Source organism: Microterricola viridarii (assembly GCF_001542775.1).
GTDB classification, from domain to species: Bacteria; Actinomycetota; Actinomycetes; order Actinomycetales; family Microbacteriaceae; genus Microterricola; species Microterricola viridarii_A.
This window is the reverse complement of the sequence record NZ_CP014145.1, coordinates 395,364-411,696: the sequence shown is the minus strand read 5'-3', so window position 1 is coordinate 411,696 and position 16,333 is coordinate 395,364. Positions and strand designations below refer to the sequence as shown.

At 70.3% G+C, this 16,333-nt stretch carries 14 protein-coding genes; 5 read left to right on the top strand and 9 right to left on the bottom strand.

The genetic code is table 11. The features are described from left to right. Positions 1 to 293 precede the first annotated feature (293 nt). The 4 genes from AWU67_RS01855 to AWU67_RS01840 are packed head-to-tail and all read right to left on the bottom strand — an operon-like array spanning position 294 to position 4,553. Entirely contained in the window at positions 294 to 1,313 is a 1,020-nt protein-coding gene (locus AWU67_RS01855; protein WP_067231899.1) for a hypothetical protein, read from the bottom strand. Further along, positions 1,310 to 2,569, bottom strand: a complete 1,260-nt coding sequence (locus AWU67_RS01850; RefSeq protein ID WP_067226003.1) for a sensor histidine kinase — start codon at positions 2,567 to 2,569, stop codon at positions 1,310 to 1,312. The genes AWU67_RS01855 and AWU67_RS01850 overlap by 4 nt, the downstream gene beginning before the upstream one ends. Next, complete coding sequence (locus AWU67_RS01845; RefSeq protein ID WP_425339191.1) at positions 2,556 to 3,236, bottom strand: response regulator; 681 nt, start codon at positions 3,234 to 3,236, stop codon at positions 2,556 to 2,558. The genes AWU67_RS01850 and AWU67_RS01845 overlap by 14 nt, the downstream gene beginning before the upstream one ends. 12 nt (positions 3,237 to 3,248) lie before the next feature. Beyond that, the gene (locus tag AWU67_RS01840; RefSeq protein ID WP_067225996.1) at positions 3,249 to 4,553 is read right to left on the bottom strand and encodes a class I SAM-dependent RNA methyltransferase; all 1,305 of its coding nucleotides are present in this window, start codon (positions 4,551 to 4,553) and stop codon (positions 3,249 to 3,251) included. A 161-nt stretch (positions 4,554 to 4,714) separates the two neighbouring features. On the opposite strand from AWU67_RS01840, the gene AWU67_RS01835 reads away from it, so the two are divergent. Both AWU67_RS01835 and AWU67_RS01830 read left to right on the top strand, forming a co-directional pair. Then, a complete protein-coding gene (locus AWU67_RS01835) occupies positions 4,715 to 5,353 on the top strand; it encodes a Maf family protein (RefSeq protein WP_067225993.1) in 639 nt (212 codons plus the stop codon). Between the two features lie 96 nt (positions 5,354 to 5,449). Next, positions 5,450 to 7,210 carry an acetyl/propionyl/methylcrotonyl-CoA carboxylase subunit alpha gene (locus AWU67_RS01830; protein ID WP_067225990.1) on the top strand — a complete coding sequence of 587 codons (1,761 nt, stop codon included), beginning with the start codon at positions 5,450 to 5,452 and terminating at the stop codon, positions 7,208 to 7,210. A gap of 72 nt (positions 7,211 to 7,282) precedes the next feature. Here AWU67_RS01830 and AWU67_RS01825 read toward each other — a convergent pair whose 3' ends face one another. Beyond that, the gene (locus tag AWU67_RS01825) at positions 7,283 to 8,689 is read right to left on the bottom strand and encodes a dihydrolipoyl dehydrogenase family protein (RefSeq protein ID WP_067225986.1); all 1,407 of its coding nucleotides are present in this window, start codon (positions 8,687 to 8,689) and stop codon (positions 7,283 to 7,285) included. 117 nt (positions 8,690 to 8,806) lie between these two features. On the opposite strand from AWU67_RS01825, the gene AWU67_RS01820 reads away from it, so the two are divergent. Beyond that, positions 8,807 to 10,012, top strand: coding sequence for an acyl-CoA dehydrogenase family protein (locus tag AWU67_RS01820; protein WP_234407319.1), 1,206 nt, complete (start codon positions 8,807 to 8,809; stop codon positions 10,010 to 10,012). A 282-nt stretch (positions 10,013 to 10,294) separates the two neighbouring features. Here AWU67_RS01820 and AWU67_RS01815 read toward each other — a convergent pair whose 3' ends face one another. After that, positions 10,295 to 11,734 carry an NAD(P)H-quinone dehydrogenase gene (locus tag AWU67_RS01815; RefSeq protein ID WP_067225983.1) on the bottom strand — a complete coding sequence of 480 codons (1,440 nt, stop codon included), beginning with the start codon at positions 11,732 to 11,734 and terminating at the stop codon, positions 10,295 to 10,297. A gap of 93 nt (positions 11,735 to 11,827) precedes the next feature. Here AWU67_RS01815 and AWU67_RS01810 point away from each other — a divergent pair, with 93 nt between their 5' ends. Next, positions 11,828 to 12,655, top strand: coding sequence for a purine-nucleoside phosphorylase (locus AWU67_RS01810; protein ID WP_067225980.1), 828 nt, complete (start codon positions 11,828 to 11,830; stop codon positions 12,653 to 12,655). Beyond that, a complete protein-coding gene (locus AWU67_RS01805; RefSeq protein WP_067225976.1) occupies positions 12,655 to 14,364 on the top strand; it encodes a phospho-sugar mutase in 1,710 nt (569 codons plus the stop codon). Before AWU67_RS01810 ends, AWU67_RS01805 begins: the two co-directional genes overlap by 1 nt. 88 nt (positions 14,365 to 14,452) lie before the next feature. On the opposite strand, the gene AWU67_RS01800 is transcribed toward AWU67_RS01805, so the two are convergent. The 3 genes from AWU67_RS01800 to AWU67_RS01790 are packed head-to-tail and all read right to left on the bottom strand — an operon-like array spanning position 14,453 to position 16,331. Next, positions 14,453 to 14,725, bottom strand: a complete 273-nt coding sequence (locus AWU67_RS01800) for a PTS sugar transporter subunit IIB (RefSeq protein ID WP_067225973.1) — start codon at positions 14,723 to 14,725, stop codon at positions 14,453 to 14,455. After that, complete coding sequence (locus tag AWU67_RS01795; RefSeq protein WP_067225970.1) at positions 14,722 to 15,168, bottom strand: PTS sugar transporter subunit IIA; 447 nt, start codon at positions 15,166 to 15,168, stop codon at positions 14,722 to 14,724. Before AWU67_RS01795 ends, AWU67_RS01800 begins: the two co-directional genes overlap by 4 nt. Before the next feature lie 41 nt (positions 15,169 to 15,209). Next, on the bottom strand, positions 15,210 to 16,331 hold the full coding sequence (locus AWU67_RS01790) for an adenosine deaminase (protein ID WP_067225967.1): 1,122 nt from the start codon (positions 16,329 to 16,331) through the stop codon (positions 15,210 to 15,212). Positions 16,332 to 16,333: the final 2 nt, after the last annotated feature.

The window sequence follows — 16,333 nt, the reverse complement described above, 5'->3', positions numbered from 1 at the left end:
CCAATATAGTTATTGCTAGGTGTCTCTCATTGAGTTACACCACCAATCACTCGCCGACTAGGGTAAGCAGGCGAGTGTTTTGGGGGCGAGTCAGGGTTGCATTCGGGTTGCCGCCCTGACTCGGATTCTCGAAAGGGAGTCGACCTTCGGGCCGACTCCCTTTCGGTTTCCAACTGTCTTGTGAAGACTTCCTCACTTTGCGCATTCGCCGAGGCCCGCGCAACACAGCCCTTCAGCGAACAGCCCTTCACCGCACAGTCACCGCGATGCCGTGGGCCGGAGGCCGCCGCGGCTCAGGCGCGGCGCGGGATCTCCAGCCACAGCTCGACCTCGTCGTCGAGCTCCTCCTGGCCGAGCGCGCTCGCGCTGCCGCCGTCGCTCAGCCGCAGGCCGACGACCGTCACGGCCGTCTCCGAGCCGTCAGAGACGGTGCGGGCGATGATCTTGTTGGCGGCGCTGCCCTGGATCGCCTCGGCCAGCGTGTCCAGCACGCGGCCCCGCTCCTCGTCGCACAGCTCGTCGATTCCGCCCTCGTCGAGCAGGGTGACGATCGCGCCCTGTCCCCTCGCTGCACGCACGGCGGCGCGCACACGGTCGTTCAGCAGCATCCGTCCGCGGATCTCATCACGGATCGCCGCCTCGAGGTTGCGGCACTCCTGGCGCTGCCCATCGGTCAGATCGCCGCCGAGGTCAGAGATACGCCGCAGCATGGGCGCCGCGATGCGGTTGGTCTGGGCCAGCCGGAACCGCCGCTCGTAGAGGTGCGCGTCCTGCGCGGCCTGCCATTCTGTCGCCTCGCGCTCTGCCCGCAGGAAGTGGTTCGCGTCACGCCCGGCCTTCGCCAGCTGCAGCCCGAGCATGTGCGCGACGGCGACCCAGACGATGCTGCCGACGACACCGATGCCGCCGAGCGCGCCGGGACCGGCCCAGATCACGGTGTGCAGGGCGAGGAAGGCGACACCGGCCCACGCGACCGCGAGGCGCCTTCTGGCGGCGGCGATCGTCATCAGTGTGCCGACCGCGGCGACATACCAGGTGGCGTAGCCGTTGTCGGCGTGCGGATCCAGCTGGCTGGTCACCAGCAAGGGCAGGGCGATCACCGTTGCCAGCGTGAAACCGCCCAGCCAGAGCGGCATCTGGGTCGGGCTGCTCGGCCACAGGCTGATCAGGGTGGCCACGGCGTAGAGCGCCATCGCCACCAGGGAGGGCCAGGGCGTGGCCGGAACGCCCAGCGCGTAGATGCCGAGGACGATGTGGTACGCGGAGAACAAGGCGCCGAGGGCGAGGATCAGCAGCCGCGGGATCGTGATCATGCTGTCGCGTCCTCGCTCGAAGCCGGCCATTCCAGCACGATCGTTGTGCCTTCCCCGCTGGCGCTCTGCACCTGTGCGACACCGCCGACCGAGGCGACGCGCTCCAGGATCGAAACCCGAACGCCCAGGCGGGCGGCGGGTGTTGCCTCGACGTCGAACCCGATGCCGGTGTCGGCGATCTCCACCCGCACCGTGCCGGCGTCGTCGGCCTGGATTGAGAGCGTGCGGCGGACCGGCCGGCGGGCTGCGGGCTCGTTTCCTGTGCCGCCCGCGTGCTGCAGGCTGTTCACCAGCGCCTGCACGGCAGCGGAGTACATCGCCTCTGTGGCCTGTGCCGGCAGCGTGTGCCCGGCCAGTTGGGCGACGGTCACGCTCACCGGAGCCGAGAACCCGGCGACGGCGGCGCGCAGCCGGCGTTCGAGGTGCACGACGGGGATGACGCGGTCGCTGCCGGGGAGCGCGCTGCTGGCGGCATCCACCTTGGCGATCGCCTCCCTGGCCATCCTGGCCGCGAGTTCCGCGTCGGCCTCGGTGCGCGCGTTCGCAGCGGAGAGCAGCGTGGTGAGCACGCTGTCGTGCACGATGGCATCCACCTCGATCCGCTCCAGCTCCGTCGCGTGCTGGCGCACGGCCGTGGTGTAGCTGTTGAGCGCGGCGATCTGCGCTACGTCGACGGCGGTCGCGGCCTGCCGGAGCATCGTGATGATGATGAGCACGACCAGGCCCAGCATGATGGCGTACAGCGCGTCCAGCGCGGCCAGCGCAGTGTCGGCCTGGCCACCGGCGGGGAGGGTGCGGATGAGGCCGTAGACGACGGGAACGAGCACCGTGTATGAGGCAGCCCAGACGACCGGGAAGGCAACGGCGGCGCACGCGGTGGCCACCGTGCAGATGAACCAGAGCCACGGCGCCTGGGTGGCGAACGGCGTGGCGTCGACCACGGTCAGCGGCCAGACGAGCAGGGCCATCAGGTAGGAGAAGGCCACCCAGCTGGTGGTGAGCCGCACAAATCGGTTGAACGTGCCCGCGACGGCGACGAGGATGAGCCCGCCGAACACCGCGATGTTGACGGCATCCGCCCAGCCTCTGTCGAGGTATGGCAGCTGGCGCATCATGATCGGCAGGCACTGCAGGCCGAAGACGATGCCGAAGATACCGACGGCGCGGGCCGCGATGACTTCGATTTTTGCGGCGCTGATCGCCTTGATGCCGGTGCCCCCTCGAACCGGCTGCTGCGCGGGGCTAACCGCGACCATCCTCACCTTCCTGGTCGAGGCCGGGGAGGATGCCGTCTTCGACGGCGCGGCGCAGCAGGTCGACCTTGGTCGGGGCCGGGCGGCCGACCTCGACGTACTTCATCCGGATGCGGTCGAGGTATTCGCGCGCGGTGGAGTGGGCGATGCCCAGCTGCCCGGCAACGAGTTTGAGCGGCAGGCCGGATGCGTAGAGGTGCAGCACATCGCGTTCGCGCCGGCCGAGCTGCGCCTTGGCGAAGTCGCGGTCGGCATCGATTGCGGTGGCCCACTCGAGGTTGTTCAGCACCTCGCCGCGGGCGACGGTCGCGATCGCGGCCATCACGGTCGTGGTCGGCGAGGACTTGGGGATGACGCCGGCGACACCGGCGGCGAGGGCCTCGCGCACGCTGGCCACCCGGTCGGCGATGCTGTGCACCAGCACGGCCGCGCCCGTGGCCTGGGCGATCTTGACGTTGTCGGTCACCCGGGAGCCGTCGCCCAGCGAGAGGTCGAGCACGACCACGTCGATCGGGCGGCCGTCGAGGCCGTCGATCAACGCCTGTGCGGTGGCGGCGGTACTCACCACGTCGTAACCGGCCGCCGCGCACGCCGCCGTGATCCCGAGTCGAACCGACTCGTGATCATCGACGATCGCAACGCGCACCAATGCCTGCTCTGTCGTCAACATCTGCTCCATCGCCTAGTTGGTCGGCACCAGTCGGGCAACGGCCTCGACGTGGTGGGTGTTCGGGAACAGGTCGAAGGCGCGCAGGCTGGCCAGCTCGTAGCCGTGGCCGGCCAGCAGGCCGATGTCGCGGGCCAGGGCGACGGGGTCGCAGGCCACGTAGATCAACTGGCGCGGGCGCAGTGCGGCCAGCGAGTCGATGACGGCCTTGCCCGCACCGGCGCGGGGCGGGTCGAGCACGACGGTCGCGGCCTGCAGACGGGCGCGCTCCGCGGCGGAGGCGTCGCGGTTCACGCGGGCCAGGTAGCGGTCGACCCGGTCGGTGATGGCGGCGGCGCCGACCCATTCGGCCAGGTTCTCTGCCGCGTGGTCGGTGGCGACGGCATCCGACTCGACGGTCGTGATGCGCACAGTCTCGCCGAACTTGTCGCCAACGGCGGCGGCCAGCAGGCCCACACCGCCGTAGAGGTCGAGGTTGGCGGCACGCGGGTCGAAGTCGGCCTCGTCGATGGTGGACTGCACGGCACGGTACAGGGTGTCTGCCGCGTTGGCGTGCACCTGCCAGAAGCCGCCGGCCGAGAGCTGGAAGGTGCGCTCGTTGACGACCTCGTAGATGGTCTGGGTGGCGGGCTGGGCCGGGCGGCCCTTGGCGTCGCGCTCGACGACGACGAGGCGAGTGGCGTCGGCGCTCGGCGCGATGACGTCGACATACGCGGCGCCGGGGAAGCGCTGGTCGAGCGGGGCGTGCTCGGCCACGCTGGCCGTGGCCAACGGCAGGGAGGTGACGGGGATGACGCTGTGCGAGCGGGCGGCGTACGGTCCGACCCGGCCCTGCTCGTCGACCTGCAGGCGCACGCGGGTGCGCCAGCCGGTGCCGTCCTGCTCCGCACCGGCAGGCGCGTCGCTGGCGGGGGCGATGGCCTCGACGACCACGGCATCGGTGACGTCGGCACCGAGCTTGGCGAAGCGCTGCAGCGAGTCGGCGAGCACGGCTGCCTTCAGCGTGCGCTGCGCGTCCAGAGTGATGTGGCCGAACTCGGCTCCACCTGCGCGCTGGGCGGGGTCGCGGCTGAGCGCCGCCTCGGCCCAGACGTGATCGCGGCGCTCGGGCGCTGCGTCGATGACCTCGAGCGTCTCTGCACGCCAGAAGCTGGCGTGGCCGTCATCCGTGATGCGTGCGCGCACCTTCTCGCCGGGCATGGTGTCGCTGACGAAGATGACACGACCCTCGTGCCGGGCGACGAAGACCCCGCCGTGGGCGACGTTGGTGACGTCGAGCTCGACCTCGGTGCCGACAGCCGGTCCGGCCGGCTTCGCCACCCGGGCCCGTGGCGCCTGTGCGGCCTGCGGCTGCGCGCCAGGCTGTGCTCGCTTGCTCCCGCGTGCTGGTGCGGCCTTCGCCGGTCGTGCGGATGCTGCAGAACGTGCTCGATTACCCATACATTGATCGTCCCACACCGCGAGCGTATTAAATTGACCCCATGCGCCTCTATCTCGCTTCCACCTCCCCCGCACGGCTGGCAACGCTGCGGGCCGCCGGCATCGAACCACTCACGCACTCCCCCGGCGTCGATGAGGAGGCGCTCGTCGCTCGGGTCGAGGCCGAGCGCGGCCCGCTCCCCGCGCCCGAGATGGTGCAGCTGCTGGCCCAGGCCAAGGCGGAGGCGATCGTGGGGGCGGATGTCGCGGGGGCACCGATCGACGGCCTGATCCTCGGCGGCGACTCCGCGTTCCTCTTCGACGGGCAGATCTTCGGCAAGCCGCACGAGCCGGCCGTGGCCCGGGAGCGCTGGCTGGCCCAGCGCGGGCGGAGCGGCGAGCTGTGGTCCGGCCACTGGCTGATCGACCACCGCGGCGGCCGGGCTCGTGCCGCCGTCGGCCGGGCCGACATGGCCACCGTCACCTTCGCCGAGCCGGACGAGGCCGAGATCGACGCCTACGTCGCCAGCGGCGAACCCCTGGCCGTGGCCGGCGCGTTCACCATCGACAGCCTGGGCGGGCCGTTCATCCGCCGGGTCGACGGCGACCCGAGCACCGTCGTCGGGCTCTCCCTGTCGACCCTGCGCGAGCTGGTGCGGGAGCTGGGCGTGGACTGGCCGAGCCTCTGGAACCGCGGCTGAGCACGGCCGCAATTGTCGGCATCCGCAGCTCTTCTTCGACATGTTTGTCGATACCAGCCAAAGGCGGGCCTGCTCGGGGCAATAAGCTAGGGAACTATGCCTCGTATAACCAAGGTCCTCGTTGCTAACCGAGGCGAGATCGCCGTTCGCGTGATGCGGGCCGCTCGCGATCACGGAATCCTCTCTGTCGCCGTCTACGCCGACCAGGACCGGGACGCCCAGCACGCCCGCCTCGCCGATGAGGCCTACGGCCTCGACGGCACGACCAGCGCCGAGACCTACCTCGTCATCGACAAGTTGCTCTCGATCGCCCGCCGCTCCGGCGCCGACGCCGTGCACCCCGGCTACGGCTTCCTCGCCGAGAACGCCGACTTCGCCCGCGCCGTGATCGGTGCCGGCCTGGTCTGGATCGGCCCGAGCCCCGAGGCCATCGAGCAGCTCGGCGACAAGGTCTCTGCCCGCCACGTGGCCGAGAAGGTCGGCGCGCCGCTGGCGCCCGGCACCCTGAACCCCGTCGCCGACGCAGCAGAGGTGCTCGCCTTCGTCGACGTGCACGGCCTGCCCGTCGCCATCAAGGCCGCCTTCGGCGGTGGCGGCCGCGGCCTCAAGGTCGCTCGTGAGCGCGACGAGGTGGCCGAGCTGTTCGAGTCGGCCACCCGCGAGGCCATCGCAGCCTTCGGCCGCGGCGAGTGCTTCGTCGAGAAGTACCTCGATCAGCCGCGCCACGTCGAGACCCAGTGCTTGGCCGACGCGCACGGCAACGTCGTCGTCGTGTCGACCCGTGACTGCTCGCTGCAGCGCCGCCACCAGAAGCTGGTCGAGGAGGCACCGGCGCCGTTCCTCACCGAGGAGCAGAACGCCGAGCTGTACCGTGCGTCCAAGGCCATCCTCAAAGAGGTCGGCTACGTGGGTGCAGGCACCTGCGAGTTCCTCATCGGCAAGGACGGCACCGTCTCCTTCCTTGAAGTGAACACCCGCCTGCAGGTGGAGCACCCCGTCTCCGAGGAGATCACGGGCATCGACCTGGTCCGCGAGCAGTTCCGCCTGGCCGAGGGCGGCGTGCTCGACTACGCCGACCCGACCCCGCGCGGGCACTCGTTCGAGTTCCGCATCAACGGCGAGGACGCCGGCCGCAACTTCATGCCGGCCCCCGGCCCGATCCACGTCTTCAAGCCTGCCGGCGGCCCCGGCGTGCGCGTCGACAGCGGCGTTCAGGCCGGCGACGTGATCTCTGGATCGTTCGACTCACTGCTGGCCAAGCTGATCGTCACCGGCGCGACCCGCGAAGAGGCACTTGAGCGTTCGCGCCGCGCGCTGGACGAGTTCGAGGTCGCCGGGCTGCCGACCGTACTGCCGTTCCACCGCGCCGTCGTGAACGACCCGGCCTTCGCGCCGGAGGGCGGCGCCCCGTTCGGCGTGTACACCCGCTGGATCGAGACCGAGTTCGTCAACGAGATCGAGCCGTGGAGCGGAACCGGCGAAGAGGCCGCCGCCCCGCAGGAGCGCCACAGCGTCGTCGTCGAGGTGGACGGACGCCGCATCGAGGTGACCGTGCCGACCCGTCTGCTGCCCGGTTCCGCCGAGCTGACGGCCGGCCCCGCCCCGCGCCGCAAGGCCTCCGGCGCCGTGAACACCTCCACCGGCGACAGCGTCACCGCACCGATGCAGGCCACGATCGTCAAGCTCGCCGTCGCAGAGGGCGACAAGGTCGTCAAGGGCGACCTCATCGTCGTGCTCGAGGCCATGAAGATGGAGCAGCCGATCACGGCGCACCGTGACGGCACCGTCGGCCCGGTCAATGCCGCCGTCGGCTCCACCGTCTCCTCCGGCCACCTGCTGATGAGCATCATCGACTAGCGCCCCGCGCAGGTCCGTTGAGAGCGGTCAAATGGCCACTTTTCGCATCGAAAAGTGGCCATTTGACCGCTCTCAACGGAATTTGACGTTAGCGAAGGCGGTCGCCAGGCCCTCCGCCATCGCCGGGTGGGCGAAGATCGCGTCGCGCAGCAGCGTGTACGGCGCATCGGCCAGCATGGCCGTCTGGATCACCGACAGCACCTCGGCCGAGTCGGCGCCGACGAGAGTCGCGCCCAGGATCCGCGTGCTGTCCCTGTCGATGACGATCTTCCAGAAGCCGTCCGTCTGCCGCAGTGTGCGCGATCGCGGCACGGCCAGCACCGGCTGGCTGGCGACGACCACGTCGTGGCCGGCCTCCCGCGCCTCGGCCTCGCTGAGGCCGACGTTGGCGATCTCCGGCTCGACGAACACGACCGACGGCACCAGGCGGCCGCGCGTGCTGGCGTGGCCGGGGCTGTCGCTGGCGAGGTCGAGGTTCTGCTGCACGATGCGGAAGTCGTCGTAGCTGACGTGGGTGAACTGCGGATGCCCGGCCACATCGCCGACGGCCCACACCCGGTCGGCGCTGGTGCGAAGCTCGTCGTCGACGACGACGTAACCGCGCTCGTCCAGTTCGACGCCAGCCAGCTGCACGTCGAGCCCGTCGGTGACCGGTTCCCGGCCAACCGCGACGAGCACGGCATCCGCTCGCAGCTCCCCGCCGGTCGAGAGCGTCAGCGCCAGCCCGCCGGAAACGGCTCGGCCGTGCTCGATCGCGGCGTCGTGCAGCACGGTGATGCCGTCCTCCGCGAACGCCCTCTCGATAGCCTCAGAGACCTCCGGTTCCTCCCGCGCGAGCAGCCGCGGCCCGCGCACGATCATGGTGACGGCGCTGCCGAACCGGGCGAACATCTGCGCGAACTCGCAGCCGACGTAGCCGCCGCCGACCACGACGAGCCGCTCCGGAATCCCCTCCAGCCGCAGCATGTCCTCGCTCGTCTTCAGCTGTTCGCGGCTGAGCCCGGGGATCCGGGGGATGCTGGGGCGCGTGCCAGTGTTCAGCACCACGCGGCGTCCGCGGAGGGTCCGGGTGCCGCCGGCATCCGTGGCCACCTCGACCGTGCGGGGGCCGGTGAACCGGGCGCTGCCGAGGATGAAGTCCATGCCGCTGCCCGCGAACAGGGTGCGGTGCATGTCGACCATGTCACCGACCACGCCCTCCTTGTGCGCGCGCAGCAGGGCCAGGTCGACGGCGGCCGACGAACTGCGGATGCCGAGCTTCTCTGCTCTGGCGAATGTGGCGAGCGCGCGGGCGCTGGTCACGAGCGTCTTCGTCGGGATGCAGGCGACGTTGATGCAGCTGCCGCCGATCATGCCGCGTTCCACCATGGCGACCCGCTCGCCCGCCTTCGCCCTGGCCACGGCCAGCGTCTTTCCCGCCTTGCCGCCGCCGATGACGAGAAGGTCGACCTCCTCGGGGCCTGAACTGGTTTCGGTCATGCTGGGCCTCCGATCGTTCCGCGCAACACTACGCCTCTCGACATGGCGGCGCCGCGGCGGCAGACTGATGGAACCGCGCGACGCCGCACCGGGTGCCGCCTGAATGGGAGGGCCCACGTGATCCAGGACTACGACGTCTCCGAGCCGCTCGACACCGATTTCTATCGTGTGTTCTCCGACATCCCGGAGGCCGACAGGGCCGCGTGGCACACGGCCCGCGGCTTCGTGGAGGAGATCTGGCCCACGATCAACGAGGCGTGGGAGAACGCCGACTACCCGCTCGAGCGGGTGCGCCGGATGGGTGAGCTCGGCCTGCTGAACGACGGCGTCGCGGGCGACGGCCTGCGCACCCTCTCTCCGCTGGCGGCCGGCCTTGTCACCATGGAGGTGTCCCGCGGCGACGGCTCGCTCGGCACCATCATCGCCATCCAGGGCGGTCTGGCTCTGCGCACGATCGCGCTGCACGGCAGCCCGGCCCAGAAGGCGCGCTGGCTGGTGCCGGTCGAGCGAGCAGAGGAACTCGCGGCATTCGCGCTGACCGAGCCGCTGCACGGCTCCGATTCGGTCGCGCTTGAGACCACGGCCGTTCCGGATGCCGACGGCTGGGTGATCAACGGCACCAAGAAGTGGATCGGCCACGGGCTGGGCGGCGCCGTCACGATCGTCTGGGCGCGGGTGCCGAGCGACAACCCGGAGCACCGCGGCGGGCCCGTGCGCGGCTTCCTCGTGCCGCAGGACACCCCCGGCTACAGCGCGGAGGTGCTCACCGGCAAGATGGCGTTGCGCTCCGTGCACCAGACCCGGATCACGCTGGACAACGTCCGAGTGCCGGAGGACGCCGTGCTGCCGGGCACGCAGAGCTTCGCCGACACCTCCACCGTTCTCTACGCCACACGGCTCGGCGTCGCCTGGTCGGCGCTCGGCCACGCCGTGGCCTGCTACGAGGCGGCGCTCAACTACTCGAGGCAGCGGGTGCAGTTCGGCCGCCCGCTCACCCAGTCGCAGATCGTGCAGGAGCGACTGACCCAGATGCTCTCAGACATCATCTCGATGCAGATGCACTGCAAGCACCTGGCCGAGCTCGACGCGCGCGGCGAGCTCGACCCGGTGATGGCGTCCATGGCCAAGTACACCTGCACGCGCAAGGCGCGGGCGGTGGCCTCCCTCGCCCGCGACATGATGGGCGCCAACGGGGTGCTGCTGGAGAACCACGTGATCCGGCACCTCATCGACATGGAGGCCGTGCACACCTACGAGGGCACCGAGAGCATCCAGGCGCTGCTGATCGGCCGCCGGATCACCGGCGAGAGCGCGTTCCGCTAAGTCGCGGGGTCTCGATACGCTCGTTCCTCGCTACTCGACCACCGGGTCGGGTCTCGATACGCTCGTTCCTCGCCACTCGACCACCGGGTCGGGTCTCGATACGCTCGTTCCTCGCTACTCGACCACCGGGTCGGGTCTCTATACGCTCGTTCCTCGCTACTCGACCACCGGGTCGGGTCTCGATACGCTCGTTCCTCGCTACTCGACCACCGGGTCGGGGGCTCGCCACATTCCCGCTGGTCGAGTAGGCCGGCCACGGCCGTATCGAGACCGAGGGCCGCGCTAGTTGTTGACGATGTGCATCGCGCGGGCGGCATCCGAGATGCTGCCGCTCAGCGACGGGTACACCGGGAACGCGTCGGCGATCTGGTCGACGGTGAGGCGGTTCTCGACGGCGAGCGCCAGCGGGAAGATCAGCTCGCTGGCCTTCGGCGCGACGATGACGCCGCCGATGACGGTGCCGGTGCCGCGGCTGGCGAAGAGCTTCACGAAGCCCTCCTTGATGCCCATCATCTTGGCGCGCGGGTTGGAGGCGAGCGGCAGCTTGTAGATCTCGCCGCGGCGGATGCCCTCCTCGATCTGCTTCTGCGTCCAGCCGACGGTCGCGATCTCCGGCTGGGTGAAGATGTTCGAGGTGATGTTCTGCAGAGCGGGCGGGTTGACCGCATCGCCCATGGCGTGGAAGACGGCGGTGCGCCCCTGCATGCTGGCGACGGAGGCCAGCGGCATGAAGGTGGTGCAGTCGCCGGCGGCGTAGATGTTCGGCATCGAGGTGCGCGCCACCCGGTTCACCCGGATGTGCCCGGACTCGTCCAGCTGCACGCCGGCCTCCTCCAGGCCGATGTCGGCGGTGTTGGGGATGGCGCCGACGGCCATCAGGCAGTGGCTGCCCTCGACGGTGCTGCCGTCAGAGAGGGTGGCGATGACACCGGTATCGGTGCGCACGACCGAGTCGGCGCGGGACTTGTTCAGCACACGCATGCCGTTGCGCTTGAATGCGCTCTCGATCACGTGGGCGGCGTCGGCGTCCTCGCCGGGAAGCACCTGGTCGCGGCTGGAGATCAGCGTCACCTTGGAGCCGAGGGCGCGGTAGGCGGAGGCGAACTCGGCGCCGGTCACGCCGGATCCGACCACGATCAGGTGCTCCGGCACCGTCTGCAGGTCGTACAGCTGCGTCCAGGTGAGGATGCGCTCCCCGTCCGGGACAGCGGAGGCGAGCACGCGCGGGCTGGCGCCCACGGAGACGACGATGGTGTCGGCCTCGATCCGCTCGAAGTCGGTGCCGGCCTCGCCGCGGGCGGTCGAGACGATGAGCGCTCCGGAGCCGTCCAGGCGCCCCTCGCCCTGCACCAGGCGCACGCCGGCGCGGAGCAGATTGGCCTTCATGTCTTCGGACTGCTGCCGGGCCAGGCTGAGCAGACGCTTGTTGACGGCGGCCAGGTTGATGGCCACCTCCGGGCGCACCGCTGCTCCGTCGCCACCGCGCACATAGAACTGCACGCCGAGGTCTGCTGCCTCTTTGATCGAGTTCGAGGCCTCCGCGGTCGCGATCAGCGACTTGGACGGCACCACATCGGTGAGTACCGCGGCGCCGCCGACTCCGGCCCGCTCGACCAGCGTGACCTCCGCGCCCAGCTGCGCTCCGGCGAGGGCAGCCTCATAACCGCCAGGCCCTCCACCGAGTACAGCAATTCTGTGGGTGCGTTCGAACTCATAAGCCATTGCTCTATTCTCTCCCAGTCGCTCCCGCAGCCACAAACGCGCGCATCCGAGCACACCCTGCACTGCGGCGGCATCCGTCATTAGAGTTGACCCATGTCAGAAATGAACCCCCTCGACCTGCCCGACGCCGACCCGTTCGAGGTGGCACGGATCGCCGCGGAGCAGATCGCAGAGAAGACCGGCGTTGAGCGCCACGACATCGCCCTGACTCTCGGCAGCGGCTGGGGCAAGGCCGCCGAGCTGCTCGGTGAGACCACGGCCACCATCCCCGCGCAGGAGATCACCGGCTTCAGCAAGCCGGCTCTCGAGGGCCACGTGGGCACGCTGCGCTCTGTGCTGCTGCCGACGGGCAAGCGCGCCCTGGTGATCGGTGCCCGCACCCACTACTACGAGGACCACGGCGTGCGCCGAGTCGTGCACAGCGTGCGCACCGCTGCCGCCACCGGCGTCAAGACGATGATCCTCACCAACGGCGCCGGCGGCATCAAGGACACGTGGACGCCCGGCACCCCGGTGCTGATCAGCGACCACATCAACCTGACGGCCGACTCGCCGTTGGAGGGTGCCACCTTCATCGACCTGACCGACCTCTACTCGACGCGGCTGCGCGACCTCGCCCGCACCATCGACCCGAGCCTCGACGAGGGCGTGTACTGCCAGTTCCGTGGCCCGCACTACGAGACGCCGGCCGAGGTGCAGATGGCGAAGACCATCGGCGGCCACATCGTCGGAATGTCGACCGCGCTTGAGGCCATCGCGGCCCGCCAGTCCGGCATGGAGGTGCTCGGCATGTCGCTCATCACGAACCTGGCGGCCGGCATCCAGAAGACCCCGCTCAGCCACGCCGAGGTGATCGAGGCCGGCCAGCTGGCCGAGCCCGTGATCAGCGCCCTGTTGGCCCGCATCGTGGCGGCGATCTGATGAACACGGATGCCACGCTGCTCGACTCCGCACGGGCCTGGCTCGGCCAGGACCCGGACGAGGAGACCCGCGCCGAGCTGCAGGGCCTGATCGATGCCGCAACCGCCGGCGATACCGGCGTCCTCGCCGACCTGCACGACCGTTTCGACGAGCGGCTCGCGTTCGGCACGGCCGGCCTGCGCGGCGAGATCGCCGCCGGCCCCAACCGGATGAACCGGGTGCTCGTTAGCCAGGCCGCTGCCGGCCTCGCCGCCTACCTGGTCGGTGCGGCGGAACCGGGAACCACCCCGTCTGTCGTGATCGGCTACGACGGCCGCAAGAACTCGGCCGTCTTTGCCCGCGACACGGCGGAGCTGATGGCGGGAGCCGGCGTGCGCGCCGTGCTGCTGCCGCGCCTGCTGCCGACGCCGGTGCTCGCCTTCGCGGTGCGCCACCTCGATGTGAGCGCCGGCGTGATGGTGACGGCCTCGCACAACCCGCCGAACGACAACGGCTACAAGGTGTACCTCGGCGGGGCCAACCACGGCTCGCAGATCGTCGCCCCCGTCGATGGCGCCATTGCCGAGCAGATCCTGCGCGTCGCGGCGGAGGGGCACGTGCCCTCACTGCCCCGCGGCGCCTTCGAGACGGCCGCGGAGGACGTCGTCGACGCCTACGTGGCCGCAACGGCCGCCGTGGCATCCGCAGCCCCCGCGGAAGGCCGCGCGGAGCTCTCGGTGGTCTACACCGCCATGCACGGCGTCGGCTGGGAGACGGCGCGGCGCGTGCTCGGCGCCGCCGGCTTCGCCGAGCCGCACGTCGTCGCCGCGCAGATCGAGCCGGACGCCGCATTCCCGACGGTCGCGTTCCCGAACCCGGAGGAACCCGGCGCCATGGATCTCGCCCTCGAGACCGCTGCGGCGCTCGGGGCCGAGCTGATCATCGCGAACGACCCGGATGCCGACCGGCTCGCCGTCGCCATCCCCGCGGCGGCGGAGCCCAGCGGCTACCGCCGGCTGAGCGGCAATGAGCTGGGCGCCCTGCTCGGCTGGCGCGCGGCCAGAGAGGCCGCAGAGGAGGCCGGCGACAGCGGCCCGACGGGCACGCTCGCCTGCTCGATCGTCTCCTCCCCCGCGCTGCAGGCCGTCGCCAGCCGCTACGGTCTCGACTTCGCGAACACGCTGACCGGCTTCAAGTGGGTCTCCCGCGCCCCCGGCCTGATCTTCGGCTTCGAGGAGGCGCTCGGCTACCTGGTGAACCCGGGAACGGTGCGCGACAAGGACGGCATCTCCGCCGCCGTGGCGCTGCTCGACCTGGCCAGCCAGCTGAAGGTCTCCGGCAGCTCGCTCGCAGCCCATCTGGAGGAGTTCACGGCGACCTTCGGCGCGTATGCGTCCAGTCAGGTCTCTGTGCGCGTCACCGACCTCTCCCGCATCGCCGAGGTGATGCGCGCGTTCCGCGCCGACCCGCCGGTCGAGATCGGCGGCATCCGGGTGCGCCAGATCGACGACCTCGGCGAAGGCTTCGGAGCGCTGCCGCCGAGCGACGTGCTGCGGATCTGGCTGGAGGACGGCTCCCGGGTGATGGTTCGCCCGAGCGGAACCGAGCCGAAGCTCAAGGTCTACATCGACGCCTCGTCGACCGACGGCTCTGTCGCTGAGCGGGAGGCGGCCGCCGCGGCGACCGTCGCCGCGCTGGAGACCGGGATGCGCACGCTCGTCGGCGCGTAACAGCCTCAAAAAACAGGACCACAGCCTCGTCAGGCCCGTATACGGGCCAGCGGAGCTGTGGTCCTGTTTTTTGCGCGGATGCCGGGTTCTACCCGAGCGCGGTGTCCAGCTTCTGCGTGATCTCTTCGAGGTCGAAGTAGTTGTTGATGACGACCACGTCGGCGTTCGTCTTGCCGATGTGGGCGACGAGCTCCGGCGACGTCAGGATCACCTGGGCGTCGGCGGCGGCGACCGCGACGCCCGCGACGTCCGAGGCGGTGACGTCGGCGTCGATGTCGAGCCGGCCCAGCGCCCGTTCCGCGTTCACCTTGAGGATGCCGGAGGTGCCGACTCCCGCGCCGCAGATCGCGACGATCTTCACGCAGTCACTCCGAGCAGCGCGCGCACGGCGTCGGCGTCGGGGGCCGCGGCCAGTGCGGGGATGACAGTCTCATCGTTGAACACGTTCGCGAGTGCCGCGATCGAGTGCACGTGCTCGTCCGAGCTCTTCACGGCGAGGCCGACGAGCACGCTCACCGGGTCGTTGTGCGGGTGACCGAACACGACGGGCTCGGCGAGCGTGACGACGCTGAGTCCCTCGCGCAGTACGTCGGGCCCCGGGCGGGCGTGCGCGAGCGCGAGCCCCGGAGCGATGACGATGTAGGCGCCGAACTCGTCAATCACCTGCACCATGCGGCCGGTGTACCCGGCGCTGGTCGCGCCGGAGCGGGTCAGCGCCGCCCCACACAATTCGACGGCGGCGCGCCAGTCGGCGGCGGTCGCGGCAATGTCGATGGCCGAATCGGGCAGGGGCGGGAGAGTCATCAGTGTCTTTCTCGTGGTGGTTGAAATGCGGATGCCGGGGCTCAGGCCTCGGCGAAGCCGTCGGAGATCGCCTCGGCGAGCTCCTCGCGGTCTTCCAGCGGCAGGAAGGCCGCCGCGACGGCGTTCTGCTGGAACTGTTCGAAGTCGTCCAGGTCGTAGCCGAATGCGTCGCTCAGCAGCCCGAGCTCGTTGCTCAGGCTGGTGTTGCTCATCAGGCGGTTGTCGGTGTTCACCGTCACGCGGAAGCCGAGCTGGTAAAGCAGGTCGAAGGGGTGGTCGATCATCTCGTCGCCCCACGCCGCGATGGCGCCGGTCTGCAGGTTCGAGGACGGGCTGAGCTCCAGAGCGATCTGGCGGTCGCGCACCCAGCGGGCCACGGGGCCGAGCGTGACGTAGCTGTTGTCGTCGTCCTCGCGCTCGATCGTGACGTCCTCCGCGAGGCGCACGCCATGGCCGAGGCGCAGAGCCCGGCCGTCGAACAGCGCGCCGCGGATGCTCTCCACGCCGTCTGCCTCGCCGGCGTGCACCGTCACGGGGAAGAACTCCTTGGCCAGGTAGTCAAATGCCGCGCGGTGGTTGCCGGCCGGGAAGCCCAGCTCGGCGCCGGCGATGTCGAAGCCGACGACGCCGCGCTCGCGGTGGCGCACGGCCAGCTCGGCGATCTCGAGGCCGCGGTCGGCGTGGCGCATGGCCGTGACCAGCTGGCCGACGCGGATCTCGCGGCCGGAGGAGTAGACGTCGTCAATGCCGGCGTCGATGCCGCGCTGCACAGCCTCGACGACCTCGTCGAGGTTGAGGCCGCGGCCCAGGTGCTGCTCGGGCGCCCAGCGCACCTCGCCGTAGATGACGCCGTCGGTGCCGAGGTCCTGCACGAACTCGCGGGCCACCCGCTCCAGGCCCTCCGTGGTCTGCATGACGCTGGTGGTGACGTCGAAGGTCTTCAGGTAGTCGACGAGCGAGCCCGAGTTGGCCTGTTCGGCGAACCAGGCGCCCAGCTGTGCGGCATCCGTTGTGGGAACGTCGATGCCGATCGCGTCTGCCAGCTCGATGATGGTCTGCGGGCGCAGGCCCCCGTCGAGGTGGTCGTGCAGCGAGATCTTGGGCAGTGCGTCGATGCTGACGCCGCCACCGGGCAGAAGGTGCTCGTTCGAAGAGGTGTTCACCT

What these genes read in the sequence shown, in the direction of transcription:
- AWU67_RS01850 (WP_067226003.1), bottom strand. Translation starts at nt 2,569, where the DNA reads ATGGTCGCGGTTAGCCCCGCGCAGCAGCCGGTTCGAGGGGGCACCGGC.
- AWU67_RS01825 (WP_067225986.1), bottom strand. Translation starts at nt 8,689, where the DNA reads ATGACCGAAACCAGTTCAGGCCCCGAGGAGGTCGACCTTCTCGTCATC.
- AWU67_RS01855 (WP_067231899.1), bottom strand. Translation starts at nt 1,313, where the DNA reads ATGATCACGATCCCGCGGCTGCTGATCCTCGCCCTCGGCGCCTTGTTC.
- AWU67_RS01835 (WP_067225993.1), top strand. Translation starts at nt 4,715, where the DNA reads ATGCGCCTCTATCTCGCTTCCACCTCCCCCGCACGGCTGGCAACGCTG.
- AWU67_RS01795 (WP_067225970.1), bottom strand. Translation starts at nt 15,168, where the DNA reads ATGACTCTCCCGCCCCTGCCCGATTCGGCCATCGACATTGCCGCGACC.
- AWU67_RS01830 (WP_067225990.1), top strand. Translation starts at nt 5,450, where the DNA reads ATGCCTCGTATAACCAAGGTCCTCGTTGCTAACCGAGGCGAGATCGCC.
- AWU67_RS01810 (WP_067225980.1), top strand. Translation starts at nt 11,828, where the DNA reads ATGTCAGAAATGAACCCCCTCGACCTGCCCGACGCCGACCCGTTCGAG.
- AWU67_RS01805 (WP_067225976.1), top strand. Translation starts at nt 12,655, where the DNA reads ATGAACACGGATGCCACGCTGCTCGACTCCGCACGGGCCTGGCTCGGC.
- AWU67_RS01815 (WP_067225983.1), bottom strand. Translation starts at nt 11,734, where the DNA reads ATGGCTTATGAGTTCGAACGCACCCACAGAATTGCTGTACTCGGTGGA.
- AWU67_RS01845 (WP_425339191.1), bottom strand. Translation starts at nt 3,236, where the DNA reads ATGTTGACGACAGAGCAGGCATTGGTGCGCGTTGCGATCGTCGATGAT.